Below are 12,906 nucleotides of genomic sequence, written 5' to 3'. Positions count from 1 at the left end.
GCAAGCGAACATGTGCCGTAATGACTCTGCGTCGTTGCACCACGACAACGTTGTCAACGGATGAGTCAGCACGCCATCCAAGCGTCCGTGACGAACACATCAACCGTGGGGCATGCACGCCAATGGTGCAGAAGGCCGATGCTGCGGCACGCAGCCAGTCATCGCGCTTCTAGCGCAATTGTCCTTGGTCGTTGCGCAGAAACTCGCGCTTCGGGGCAGCAGCGAAGCCGAGCAATTGCAGCCCGATACGCAGCACGGCGTCCTGCGCTGGATCGACACGCGACTGCAGTTGCCAGCGTCCATCGCGCCAGAGTTGCAGCTGTACCTCGACCTGCACGCCGGCAGGCAGCGCCGCATCTGGCAGCAGGGTCAACACGGCGGTGTCATCCACGCACTGCGGCTGCCCGGACAAGCGCAACGGCGGCAGACCGGGAAGCTCGCCCTCGCCGCTCGCCAGCAGTTGCAGGCTGACCCGCCCGCGCGCCTGCACGCAGCCGGTGGCGTCGAATAGCAGATCGACCTGCTGCAGCTGCAGGACCAGATCGATCAGCGTCACGCCACCTGGTTGGTGCAACAGCAGCTCGCCCTGTGCGTTGCGAATGCCGTATTGCGCGCCATCCACCACCAGCAGTTGCAGCTGCGGGGACTGTAGGTGCACCTGATACTCGTCACGCAATAGCGCCAAGAGACGCGGGCGTACTGCGACATCGCCGAACGCAATGCCCTGCCATTCCACGTGCCGCAACGTGCCGGCCCAGATGGAGCCCTCTACGTCCAGCACCGAGAACGGCAGCCCTTCGCGTGGCAGCACCAAGCGCAAGGGCAGCGACGCGATCAAGGCGACACCCAGCATCAACAGGAGGATCAAGGCCCAGCGCAAATGGGTCACGGCGCAGATTCCGCAAAGCTGCAGCGTACGCGGAGTTGGCCCTGATCGCGCACGACGCTCAGCTGTGTCGGCACTACACCATATGCTTGCCGCAACCGCTCGAGCCAGCCGAACAAGTTGGCGGCGCTGACCGCATCGATCTGTACGTCTACCCCGCCAGCCGCGCGACGTTGCCGAGAAGTAATGCTCATGCCGGCATCGCGCGCGCCACTGGCGATAATCTCGGCCAATGCGGCCGGGCCTCCATGGGGGCTGGTTGGCGACATCCATGCCGCCAACGAGCCCGCAATCGGCAAGGGCACCGCACCAGATAGTTAGTCGGTGGCTTTTTAAAGCTATCAAGTTGCCTGGCTTGAATTGCGAAGCTCACGGGACACATGGGTACGCCAGCATGTCCTTCATTCCTAGATTGAGAACATGCACACCGCTGCCGACAGCTAGCTAATCCCGCTAATGACGCTCCTTAATCATCAGCGCCGACCAAACAGGCGCCGATCAATCCGCAACATCACACATCGCAACGGCGTCCATGCCAGACAGAGCCCGGCGAGAATGCCCAAGGTATCGGCCAATGCATCGTACGGGTCGGCGCTGCGATTGGTGGTCAGCGCGCCTTGTGCGATTTCGATGCCGATGCCCAGCAGCACCAATCCGAAGGCGGCAAACACCAGCGCGCGACGGGTGGCGAACAATTGCACGGCTCCCCAACACAGCAACGCGAACGTGATGAAGTGCTCTGCCTTGTCGCTGTTGGACGGCAACTCCGGGAACTCAGGCGGCGGCCCCAAACACACGGCAATCACCACAACGATTGCGGCGATCCACAAGCCCACCCACAAGCGCGGCCGCTGAAACGGCCGCAGCGCCCAGATCACAACCGCCACGTGAGATCACCTGAGAGGAACGCAGGTGCAAAGTCGACATCGCGCGAGAAGCCCATCACCTGGAAGCGCTCGCCCATCTCGCTGGGCAGCGTCAGCCGCTTGATCTGTTCGCGCAGACGCATGCGCCCCACTTCATCGGTGCGCGTATCGGCCTGCGCCAACAATGCGTCCAGCCCATTGCCGAGCAGGAAGCTTGCTTGCGTGCAATACCCGGCCAGCTCGAAACCTGCGCCGGTGCCTGCCTCGGCCAACGCGGTGAAGTCCACCGATGCGGTCAGATCCTGCAGGCCCGGCCAACGGTAGAGATCTTCGTGCATGCGATGCCGGTAAAACGCACGCAACGTGCCGTCCTCGCGCTGCGCACGATAGAACTCGCCGCGCGGGTAACCGTAGTCGACGAACAACATCGCGCCACGCTTCAAACCGCCGGCTACCGCCTGGATCCAGTACGGCAACTGCGGCAGCAACTCGGAGCGATAGCCATCGGCGAACGGCTGCTCCAGATAACGCTCCAGGTGACGCACGGCCGCGCTCAGCAACGCATCGGCCGGTTGCTCGCCGCGCGCGAAGTGCTGCTGGGCATCCAGCACCACGGTTTCTTCATACACCTGCCCATCGCGCAGTGCGAAACGCGGCGTGGGCAAGGCGTCGATGACTTCGTTGGCAAACAGCACGCCATCCCAATCGTCCGGGAACAGCGCATCCAGCCATTCCACCAGATCGAATACCGGCGGAATCAGGCTGCGCCCCAACCGCTCGCGTTGACGCTCGCGCAGGTCGGCACTGGGTTCCAGGATCGCGTAACGCTCGGGCAGCGCGTCCAGCTCCAGCAAGCGCTTTAGCGTGACTTCGGCAAATGCGCCGCTACCGCCGCCCACTTCCAGCACCCGCGCCTGCGGCCCGAGCTGCTGCAACACCGGCGCCAACGCACCAGAGACAGTGGCCGCAAACAACGGCCCCAGTTCCGGGGAGGTGACGAAATCGCCTGCCTCGCCGAACTTGCTCGCGCCGGCGCTGTAATAGCCCAGGCCGGGCGCATACAGCGCCAGCTCCATGAAGCGCGAAAACGGAATTGCACCGCCGGCGGCCTGAATTTCGGCGCGTACGTGAGCAGCCAGCCGGTCGCTGTGCGCCAGTGCGTCCGGATCGGGTGTGGGAAGGTCGGCGTGCATGCGGGCACCGGTTGCGGGGACAATGCACAGGATAGCCGAGCCCTCCGCAACGCCGAGCGAGTACGCCATGACAGACAGTTCCAAGGTGGTGTTGATCACCGGTGCCGCCCGCCGCATCGGCGCGCAGATCGCTACCACGTTGCACGCCGCCGGCTACCGCGTTGCGCTGCATGCGCACCGCTCCGCTGAGGTGCTGGACGCGCGCGTGGCCGAGTTATGCGCACAGCGTGCCGGTAGTGCGCAGGCGTTGCATGCCGATCTACGCCTGCCCGAAGCACCTGCGCAACTGGTGGCCGACTGCATTGCCTCCTTCGGCCGCCTGGATGGCGTGGTCAACAACGCCTCGGCGTTCTACCCCACCGCCATCGGCGAGGCCACCACAGCGCAATGGGACGAATTGTTTGCGGTCAACGCACGCGCGCCGTTCTTCATCGCCCAGGCAGCCGCAGAACAGTTGCGTCAGCATCGCGGCGCCATCGTCAACCTTACCGATCTGCACGCGCAGCAGCCGATGCGTAACCACCCGCTGTATGGCGCGTCCAAAAGCGCGTTGGAAACGCTGAGCCGCTCGCTCGCGCTGGAACTGGCGCCGCATGTGCGCGTCAACGCGGTCGCGCCCGGGGCGATCATATGGCCGGAACAAGGCAAGTCCTCCGAAGCCAAGCAGGCGCTGCTCGCGCGCACACCGCTGGCGCGCATCGGCACGCCGAAAGAAATTGCCGAAGCGGTGCGCTGGTTGCTGGACGACGCCAGCTTTGTCACCGGCCAGACCCTGCACGTCGATGGTGGCCGCCAGCTCAGTTGAGCAGCGTTGTCGGCTAACCATGCTTCGCTGCTGAGAGTTGATATCTAAGCAGCGCGCATCAGCTCAGCTGCGACATCGCAGGCGCCACTGCCATACAGGTTTCGCACGCCATATCGCTGCCCGCACGCTTGCTCAACCACGCTCAGCAAAGCCGCCAGAACGGTACTACTGCGCCGCACTCACCTCCGGCACAGTCGCATCCAGCTCCACCGTCGTGAACGCGCTGCCGTACTGCGGATGCGCCTGCCACAATGCTGCCAACGTTTGGCCGCTCAGCGGGTCGATAAAATCCGGCGCAATATCGGCCATTGGCTTGAGCACGAATGCGTGTTTGAGCTCGGGCCGCGGGATACGCAGATACCCGGGGCCTTCGACGATGCAATTGCCGAAGAACACTACATCCACATCCAGGGTGCGGTTGCTGAAACGCGGGCCGCTGCGATCGCGCCCGTGCGCATCTTCCAGCGCATGCAGCCAGTGATCCAGCGCGTCCAGCTCCAGATCGGTCTGCAATGCCACTGCGTTGTTGACGAAATCCGGCCCATCGAAGCCCACCGCCGGCGTGCGGTATGCGGGGGAGACGTCGAGCTGGCCAAAGCGTGCGCGCAAGGCGGCGACAGCCAAGCGCAGGTAGTGGGTCGGCTGGACATTGCTGCCGAGGCTGAGAAGCACGTTGGTCATGCATTATTCGCGCATGCGGCCGGCATAGGCGTCAACTGTTGCAATCGCATTGCACCTATCCACGCACGCACTGAGTCCGCAGAAACCTGGTGTCAGGCCACTTCCAGCGCGTGCGAAACGGCGCGGAAGACCCGGCGCATTTCCAGCGGTTTGCGCAATACATGCACCGGCAGATCCGATGGAAAATGTGAACGCTGCAGCGGCGCGCCAACATCTTCCAGCACGATCGCCGGGCCCTGGTACCCCAGCTCCTGCATGCTCAGCAGCACGCTCACTGCCGAGAGCAGAATGATGTCGCTGTCGATGATCACCAGGTCCGGCATGGCGTGCTGCTGCACCAACTGCAGCGCCGCGGCACCATCGCTGGCCAACTGCGGCTGATAGCCCTGGCTGGAAAGTGCATTGCCCAGCAGGGATAGGCGCGTGGCCTCGCCATCCACCAACAAAATACGCTGCCCATGGCCAAGCGGGAGCGGCAGTTCGGTTTCTGTCACTGCCGTCGACACCGCGCGCATTGGCACGATCATGTCGAAGCGCGTGCCTTCACCCAGCCGGCTATCGACCACGATGCTGCCGCCATAGCTCTCGATAATGCGCTTGCACGAAATCAGCCCCAGCCCGGTGCCATCGGCCTTGGTGGTGAAGAACGGGCTGAACAGGCGCGCACGGGTTTCATCGCTCATGCCCACGCCGGTGTCGGCCACGCTCATGCGCACGCGCGTGTCGTCAAAGCGATCGGCCGTCAGGATCAGCGTGCCGCCCGCCGGCATCGCCTGAATCGCGTTCAAGCCCAGGTTGAGCAGGCATTGCTGCAATTCGGTGTAATTGGCCTCGATGGTCAGATCTGCAGCGATGGTGTCCATCTGCAGACGCACGCCGTCGGGCAGGCTGCTCTTGAGCAGCATCTGCACCGCCTGGAACAGATTGGCGATGGACACCTGCTCGCGCGGCTTGTTGGAACCACGCACGAACGACAGCATCGACTCGGCCATTTCATGCCCGCGCCGGCCGCATTCGGCCACCACATTGGCCAGCTGACGCAGCTGCGGGTCGTCGGTGCGCCCGGCCAGCAGGTCGGGCACGATCAACAACGGCTGCAGGATATTGCGCAGATCGTGACTCAGGCCGGCCGCCAACATCGCCAGGCTTTCCAACCGTTGCGCGCGCATCAGCTCGCTTTCCACGCGCTGGCGTTCCAGATCGGCGCGCGCCTCGCGGATCGCGCGAATCACCGCGCTCGGCAAACGGGTTGGGTTGTGTTTGATGATGTAGTCGTTGGCGCCATCCTGCAGCGCCTTGACCGCGGTCTCTTCACCCATGGTGCCGGAGACGAAGATGAAAGGCGTGGCACCATTCTGGCGCACCAGACGCAGCGCCTGATGGCCGGAAAAACCCGGCATGCTCAGGTCCGACAGCACGATGTCTGGCTGGAAGGTCTCCAGCGCGGCGCGCAGCGACGGCTCGCTGTCCACGCGCTCGAATGCCGCATCCAGCCCGGCATCCAGCAACTGGTCGGACAATAGCTCCGCGTCTTCCGGTGAATCTTCCACCAGAAGGATCTTCAGCTGCTCCAGATTGCCACCCTCATGCGGCATGGTTCAGTCCAGCTCCGGTGCCTGGTTGATCACCGCCCAGAACGTGCCAAGCGTCTTGACCGCGTTGAAGAACTGATCCACATCCACCGGCTTGACCACATAGGCATTCACGCCCAGGTCCCAGCTGCGGGCCAGATCGCTTTCTTCGCGCGAGGACGACAGGATCACCACCGGCAGGCGCTTGAGTGTCTCGTCGCTGCGCACCTGCTTGAGCACTTCCAGCCCATCCAGACGCGGCATCTTGATGTCCAGCAGCAGCACTGCCGGCAAGCCTTCCTCGCGGTCGGCGAACATGCCTCGGCGCAACAGATAGTCCATGGCTTCCACACCATCTTCGACATGCACGATGGGGTTGGCAAGGCGGGCTTCGCGCAGGGCGTCGACCGCCATCTCCGCATCGGCCGGGCTGTCCTCTGCCAAAAGAATGGTACGGATGGCGGTCATACACTGAACTCTTGGTTGGGCGCTTCAAGCGCAGGGGGTAACACGAAATAAAACGTGGCGCCTTCGTCGACGACGCCTTCGGCCCAGACCCGGCCGCCGTGACGCGTCAAGACGCGCCGCACGCTGGCCAGACCAATACCGGTACCAGCGTATTCGCTGGCCTTGTGCAACCGTTGGAACACACCGAACAATTTGCCGCTGTATTCCATATCGAAACCGGCACCGTTGTCGCGCACGCTGAACTGATGGCCGCCGTCGGCCATCGGCGTGTAGGTGACCTCGACCTTGGCCACCTCGCGCTTGGCGCTGTACTTGACCGCATTGCCGAGCAGGTTCATCCACAGCTGGCGCATCATGTTTTCGTCGGCCACCAGCACCGGCAGCGGCGCGATGTGCCAATCCACGCGGTGGCCGGTGTTTTCGCTCTGCACGTTGGCATCCAAAATCGCGCGCGTCTCGGCCACCAGCGATTGCATGTCCACCGCCTGCAGACGCAGTGCACTGCGGCCCAGGCGCGAATACACCAGCAGGTCGTCGATCAGCGAGGCCATGCGTCGCGCCGAGCTACTGATCACTTCCATGTAATGGCGCGATTTCTCGTCGGCCGCATCGCCCAGATGGCGGGCCAGCTTGTCGGAGAATCCGGCCACGTGCCGCAACGGCGCACGCAGATCGTGCGAAACCGAATAGCTGAAAGCTTCCAGCTCGCGGTTGACCTCAGACACTTGCTCTACCTTGCCTTCCATCTGCCGGTTGAGCTCCTGGATGCGCATCTGCGCGCTCTTTTGCAGGCTGATGTCGCTCACCGTCATCAGCACCACGTTTTCATCGGTGGTGTCGGGCAGCGGCATGCGGCGTGCGTTGATCAACATGGTGCGCAGCACGCCATCGGCGCCGCGCTGCTCATGTTCGTAATCCCACAGTTCGCGGCCACGCAGCAACACGTCGGCCAGCCGCTGATGGATCTGGTTATCGCGCCACACGCCCTCGCCCACATCCTCCAGCGCCATCGATTCGTTGCCGCGCTCTTCCAGGCCGTAGAGTTCGGCGAAGGCGGGGTTGTGCAACACGATGTGTTGGTTGGCATCCAGCAACACGATCGGCTCGCGCACGGTCTGCAGCACCGAGCTTGCGCGGCCGTTGGCGCGCAGGTATTCCTGCTCGGCCGCCAGCCGGCGCCGGATCTGCCGCTGCAGCAGCCAGGTCACCGTGCCCAGCAATAGCAGCTGCACAGCCAGCGTCGCCCAGCTCAGCAGCGCGTAATGCATGCGCTCGGTCTCGGCGCGTGCATTGCGTAGCGCCAACAAACGGCCTTCGGCGCTTTGCAGGTCGTCGATCAGCGTACGGATCGGGTTGTTTACCGTCATGTCGTTGATCAGTGCGCGGATCTGCTCCGGCGCAGTGGTCACTGCAATACGATCGGCCAGCAGCAGACGCCGCTCGATGGTGCTCTGGATGCGCCCGATGCGCACCAACTGCGCCGGGTTGTCCCTGGTCAGTTCGATCAAGCGCTGCACCGCAGCCAGCGACTCGCGTCGCCCGCGACGCATGCGCTCACGCAGCGCCTCGCGCTCCACTCCGTGCGAGCGCATCAGCGCCGCCGATTCGGTATCGCGCATCGCCGCTTCCAGCCGCTGCGCGGTTTCCTGCACTTCCTGGCTATGCAACACCCACACCGCTGCCTGATTGGCGTTGCGCGCCATCTGCTGCAGTAGCAACGACGGCACCACCACAATCAGGAACACGGCAACCGCCAACAAAGGCAGGCGCCAGCGATCCCATTTGTCTGCTTGGACCGTTGTGTGCATTGCTAGATCGGTTTCCGCTCGCTGCAGGGGCCAAGGACAGACCGGCATTGTCTCCGATCATGGCACTTTCCAGATTAATGATTCAGAGAAATCACGCTCGCCCGTGACATAGCTGAATGGGCATAGCATACGTGCAGCAAACGTGAAAGCAGCGCGAGCACCTTGCCGTCTATCGGCTCGCCGGGCGGTTTCTTCAGGACGAAAAAAGGCGCACTCCGTGGAGTGCGCCTTGTGCTCGGGTCCGCCGCCTCGCCTCGGCAGACCCAGCATTCGCAGCGGCCGCGTTTACTTCTTCGCAGCGGTGACCTTCAGACCGGTCGACTTGACGCTCTTGACGCCTTCGATGCCCTTTGCAACGGCCACGGCCTTGTCGTGCTCAGCCTGGGTGGCGACGGCGCCGGTCAGGGTCACGATGCCGTTCTTGGTCTCGACCTTCACATCGGTGCCAGCGACGTTATCGGTAGCCAACAGATCAGCCTTGACCTTGGTGGTGATCCAGGTGTCGGTGACCGGCTTCTTGGACTCATTCATGCCAGCAGCGTGGTCCTTGTGGTCGGCATGTTCCTGCGGGGCCGCGAATGCCTGCGACGCGCCAAGGGTCAGACCGAACGACAGCGACAGAGCCAGCAACTTGCGTGCATTGATCATGTTCTTCATACCAGGTACCTCACTGTTGAACGTGGGCGCAGCTTGCGGTGGCGCTCGTCGAGCAGACGTGACTGTGACATGCAGAGGTTGTGAACCCTGCGCACACGGGCAGGTGCAATACCATGCGGATTCCCTTGGTCGTTGCGATGAACCGTTTTCAATGCCTAAACCGTTCAATCTGGCCGTCGTCGGCTACGGCTATGTCGGCCGCACGTTTCATGCACCGCTGATCGCGAGCACCCCAGGCCTGCAGTTGCACAGCGTGGTGTCGTCCAAGCCGCAGCAAGCACAGGCCGATTTTCCCGGCATCAACGTACTTGCCGACCTCGACAGTGCATTGGCCGATCCCGCATTGGACGCAGTGGTCTTGGCCACCCCCAACCAGACCCATGCGCCGTTCGCGCTGCAGGCGCTTGCCGCTGGAAAACATGTGCTGGTGGATAAACCATTCGCACTGGACGTTGCGCAGGCGCAGCAGATGGTCGATGCCGCCAATGCAGCGGGACGCATCATCAGCGTGTTTCAGAATCGCCGCTGGGATGCGGACTTTCTCACCGTGCGCCGGCTGATTGAAGAAGGCCAGCTCGGCGAGGTGGTGGAGTTCCATTCCCACTTCGACCGCTATCGCCCGCAAGTACGCGACCGTTGGCGCGAGAGCGATAGTCCCGGCGCCGGGCTCTGGTACGACCTGGGACCACATGTGCTTGATCAGTCGCTGCAGTTGTTCGGTGTGCCGCAGGGCATCAGCGCGGACCTGCAACGTCAGCGCGATCAGGCACGCAGCGTCGATTATTTCCACGTCACCCTGCACTACCCGCGGCTGCGCGTGATTCTGCATGCGGGGTCGCTGGTGGCCGATGGCAGCCTACGCTTCGCCGTGCATGGCACGCGCGGCAGTTACCTCAAGCACGGCATGGATACGCAGGAAGACCAGCTGCGGGCCGGGCGACGCCCCGGCACGGTCGGCTGGGGCGTCGATCCATTAGCGGGCACGCTCACCCGCGTCGATGACGAAGGCCGTGTCCACACGCATCAACCCGACAACCTGCCGGGCGACTATCGGCAGTACTACACCGCCTTTCGCGACGCGCTGGCCGGCACCGGTCCGGCGCCGGTCAGCGGCAGCGACGCGGTGCAGCTGATGCAGCTGGTGGAACTTGCGCAACGCAGCGCTGCAGATGGCAAGGTGCAGTGGTTGGATGCTGCACGCGGGCTGTAACGCCGAAAAGTCAGCACAGGGCGAGGTATATGAGCAGCGCTTGCGTGCCCGCATCTGCAGGTGAGCAACCCTGCTCGCTGTGTGCGGTAGGCGTAATGGTTGCGGGCGCTGTACTTGATGGCCGTCGCTTAGCGCGAAGCGTGCCGTACGTGGAGCATGATGCGCGGTGCTTGGCAGCAATGCTGCCTCGTTGCATCAGGCCCGCAACAACGCGGCGACGTTGCTAATTCCGCGCAATGTTGCGAACGCAATGATGTGTTCGCTCGAAATGCTGATGTTCTGCAAGACCGACGCTGCGCCCCGCAATCCAGGCGCGCAGCGTTGGTGCATCGGACCGCTTACGCGTCCTTGCTGCCGATCGTCGGCGCTGCAGAGGTGGTGGTCATCACGGCGTGGCCACCGAACTGGTTGCGCATCGCCGCGAGCAGTTTGTCGGTGAACGAATCCTTGTCGCGCGAGCGCAGTCGTTCCATCAGCGACAAGGTGATGACCGGTGCCGAGACTTCCAGATCGATCGCCTCGGCCACCGTCCAGCGGCCTTCGCCCGAGTCGGCCACAAACGGCGCGATGCCGGCCATGGTCGGGTTATGCGTCAACGCATCGGCAGTGAGATCCAGCAACCAGGAGCGCACCACGCTGCCGTCGCGCCAGATCTCGGCAACCTGGTGCAGGTCCAGCGCGAAATCGGTCTTGTGCTGCATCAGCGCGAAGCCTTCCGCATAAGCCTGCATCATTCCGTATTCGATTCCGTTGTGGACCATCTTGGTGAAGTGGCCGGCACCGCTCGGGCCGACGCGTCCCCAGCCCTTGTCCGGCGCCGGCGCGAGCGTTGCCAGGATCGGATGCAACGCAGTCACGGCCGCTTCATCGCCACCCACCATCAGGCTGTAGCCTTCCTGCAGCCCCCAGATGCCGCCGCTGGTGCCGCAGTCGACAAACGCAATGCCGCTGGCCTGCAGCAGCGCGGCGCGACGTTGCGAATCCTTGTAGTACGAATTGCCGCCGTCGATGACGATGTCGCCGGCCTGCAGCAGGGGCAACAGCTGGGCCAGGGTGTCATCGACGATCTTGCCCGCTGGCACCATCAGCCACACCACGCGCGGGCTCGGCAGTGCGGACACCAGCGCTACCAGCGCATCGGCCGTGACAATACCCTTGGCTTGCGCGCTGGTGCGCGCATTCGCGCCCGGGTCGTAGCCATGCACGCGATGCCCGCCGTTGACCAGGCGCTCGGCCATGTTGGCGCCCATGCGGCCCAGTCCCACCATACCAAGTTCCATAATCGCTCCTCATACGTTGATCAGTGCAGGGTGCCACGCCCGGCGTACGCTGGCGTGGCGGAATTCTCAATGGATTGTTCCGCCGCGGTGGCGGCGCTGCATTGCTGCAGCTGCCAGTCGATCCACCGCCAATACAAGGTGGTGCGCAGATTGTGCAAGGTCAGGTCGATGGCATACGGCGTGCGCGGGTTACGGTCGAGCAGGCGCGCCACGTGATAGCCGATCGGCTTGGTGCCCTTGGGATGCACATAGACTAAAAATCCCTGGTAAAACGGGTCGTCCAGCAGGGTCTGCAACTGCTGCAGCTGGGTCTGCTGCTGCGGGTCGAGCGTGGCGCGCAACGCTGCATCGCGCTCGTAAAGCAGGCGCTCGAAGCGGCGCTTGCCAGGCCCACGCAGCTGTTTGGCCAGCTCCCAGATCTGCCGGCTGCGCGCGTCGTAATACGCAAACCCGCCGTGCAGTGCCAGCGCTTGCGCGGCTGCATCGCTGACGTCCACCACCACGAAATTTTCGGCCTGATTGTGGATGTCATCCAGATAGGATTTGTCGAACACATGCGCAATAAACCCCGGCGCGCCGACAAACGCTTGCCGCCCGAGTTGCGAGCTCTTCACCGCCTTGCCGTCGGCGAAAAATTCGCCAGCATGCGCACCGAGCAGAATGCTGTCGGTGTCGTGCAAGGTCAGAAACGTGCCAATCGAGAGTTCGCCAGGCGTAAACGCCTGGTCGAATCCAGCATCGCCAAACAACTCGCGCTGTGTGGCGAGCTGCGCTACTTGCCGGCCCACGCCGCATTCGGAGCGCACCTGCCCGCGATAGAACGCATCCAACGCCTGCGCATTGCTGCCGCGCGGCTGATACCCGCGACCGAAACTGCGAAAACCACTCCAGCCCTGCGCTGCTGCGCCACGCCAGCCAAATCCGATCCAACCCAGCTGCACTGCTGAAAAACGGTAGTGCGGGTTGTTCTGTAATTGCGTTACCGCACGGCGGGTCGCTGCACCGAGTTCGAACGCATAGGCGCAGTGCGTGGCCGCATCGTCCAGCACGGCGGTGAGCGCTGCGCCGCGCTGGTGCGTGTTCCAGTCGGCCGGAAGCGTTAGCTGCAGATCGCCCGCGGCTTGCGCTTGCGCAAGCGAGACACGCGTACACGGTTCGCCACGCTGTAGTACCGGCGCGCTCACCGCGGCGCGATGGATTTTCCAGCCCAGTCGGCGCAACAGTGCTTCCACACAATCTGCGCTCGCGGCGTTTGCGGTTTCGCTCGGTGCAGCAGCCGCTACCTGCAGCAGCTGCACCGCGAGAAATGCGCTTGCACAGACCACCGCAGCACATCTGCGCCTGCCCGCATGCCACATCGACATCGACCTCGGCGCAGAGATTGATCGCCGCAACGATGTGCCGCTTCGCACATGGGCGGAACTCATCGATGACATGCACCATCAATCGTCGGCACGGCGCCACACCCTCAGACATAGAAA

The 12,906-nt window shown here is 63.5% G+C and carries 12 protein-coding genes and 1 pseudogene; 2 read left to right on the top strand and 11 right to left on the bottom strand.

The window, feature by feature from the left end; genetic code table 11:
- Positions 1-169: 169 nt before the first annotated feature.
- From gspN to NX05_RS04250, 4 genes and pseudogenes are all read right to left on the bottom strand, one after another.
- A complete protein-coding gene (gene gspN, locus NX05_RS04265) occupies positions 170-880 on the bottom strand; it encodes a type II secretion system protein N (RefSeq protein ID WP_039431798.1) in 711 nt (236 codons plus the stop codon).
- 5 nt (positions 881-885) lie between these two features.
- Positions 886-1,131, bottom strand: a pseudogene (gene gspM / locus NX05_RS04260) (type II secretion system protein GspM); the annotation flags it as partial.
- Between the two features lie 228 nt (positions 1,132-1,359).
- The gene (locus NX05_RS04255; RefSeq protein WP_039431745.1) at positions 1,360-1,773 is read right to left on the bottom strand and encodes a VanZ family protein; all 414 of its coding nucleotides are present in this window, start codon (positions 1,771-1,773) and stop codon (positions 1,360-1,362) included.
- On the bottom strand, positions 1,761-3,014 hold the full coding sequence (locus NX05_RS04250; RefSeq protein ID WP_172645707.1) for a class I SAM-dependent methyltransferase: 1,254 nt from the start codon (positions 3,012-3,014) through the stop codon (positions 1,761-1,763). Before NX05_RS04250 ends, NX05_RS04255 begins: the two co-directional genes overlap by 13 nt.
- Between NX05_RS04250 and NX05_RS04245 the strand changes: the two genes are divergently transcribed.
- Positions 3,013-3,750 carry a pteridine reductase gene (locus NX05_RS04245; RefSeq protein WP_039431747.1) on the top strand — a complete coding sequence of 246 codons (738 nt, stop codon included), beginning with the start codon at positions 3,013-3,015 and terminating at the stop codon, positions 3,748-3,750. The genes NX05_RS04250 and NX05_RS04245 overlap by 2 nt on opposite strands.
- Positions 3,751-3,915: 165 nt before the next feature.
- On the opposite strand, the gene folK is transcribed toward NX05_RS04245, so the two are convergent.
- The 5 genes from folK to NX05_RS04220 all read right to left on the bottom strand — a co-directional run bounded on the left by folK (position 3,916) and on the right by NX05_RS04220 (position 8,935).
- A complete protein-coding gene (gene folK, locus NX05_RS04240; protein ID WP_017118973.1) occupies positions 3,916-4,431 on the bottom strand; it encodes a 2-amino-4-hydroxy-6-hydroxymethyldihydropteridine diphosphokinase in 516 nt (171 codons plus the stop codon).
- A gap of 92 nt (positions 4,432-4,523) precedes the next feature.
- Positions 4,524-6,026 carry an ATP-binding response regulator gene (locus NX05_RS04235; RefSeq protein ID WP_010368207.1) on the bottom strand — a complete coding sequence of 501 codons (1,503 nt, stop codon included), beginning with the start codon at positions 6,024-6,026 and terminating at the stop codon, positions 4,524-4,526.
- A 3-nt stretch (positions 6,027-6,029) separates the two neighbouring features.
- Positions 6,030-6,470, bottom strand: coding sequence for a response regulator (locus tag NX05_RS04230; protein ID WP_003482689.1), 441 nt, complete (start codon positions 6,468-6,470; stop codon positions 6,030-6,032).
- Complete coding sequence (locus NX05_RS04225; RefSeq protein WP_039431749.1) at positions 6,467-8,278, bottom strand: sensor histidine kinase; 1,812 nt, start codon at positions 8,276-8,278, stop codon at positions 6,467-6,469. The genes NX05_RS04230 and NX05_RS04225 overlap by 4 nt, the downstream gene beginning before the upstream one ends.
- A 285-nt stretch (positions 8,279-8,563) precedes the next feature.
- Positions 8,564-8,935, bottom strand: coding sequence for a BON domain-containing protein (locus tag NX05_RS04220; protein WP_039431751.1), 372 nt, complete (start codon positions 8,933-8,935; stop codon positions 8,564-8,566).
- Positions 8,936-9,086: 151 nt separating this feature from the next.
- On the opposite strand from NX05_RS04220, the gene NX05_RS04215 reads away from it, so the two are divergent.
- Complete coding sequence (locus NX05_RS04215; RefSeq protein ID WP_017118974.1) at positions 9,087-10,145, top strand: oxidoreductase; 1,059 nt, start codon at positions 9,087-9,089, stop codon at positions 10,143-10,145.
- Between the two features lie 338 nt (positions 10,146-10,483).
- Here the strand turns inward: NX05_RS04215 and gnd are convergent, their stop codons facing one another.
- Complete coding sequence (gnd, locus tag NX05_RS04210) at positions 10,484-11,425, bottom strand: phosphogluconate dehydrogenase (NAD(+)-dependent, decarboxylating) (RefSeq protein ID WP_039431753.1); 942 nt, start codon at positions 11,423-11,425, stop codon at positions 10,484-10,486.
- A gap of 20 nt (positions 11,426-11,445) precedes the next feature.
- Complete coding sequence (locus tag NX05_RS04205; RefSeq protein WP_039431755.1) at positions 11,446-12,789, bottom strand: hypothetical protein; 1,344 nt, start codon at positions 12,787-12,789, stop codon at positions 11,446-11,448.
- Positions 12,790-12,906: the final 117 nt, after the last annotated feature.

The organism is Xanthomonas vasicola, assembly GCF_000772705.2.
GTDB classification, from domain to species: domain Bacteria; phylum Pseudomonadota; class Gammaproteobacteria; order Xanthomonadales; family Xanthomonadaceae; genus Xanthomonas; species Xanthomonas vasicola.
This window is presented reverse-complemented; position numbering and strand designations above follow the sequence as displayed.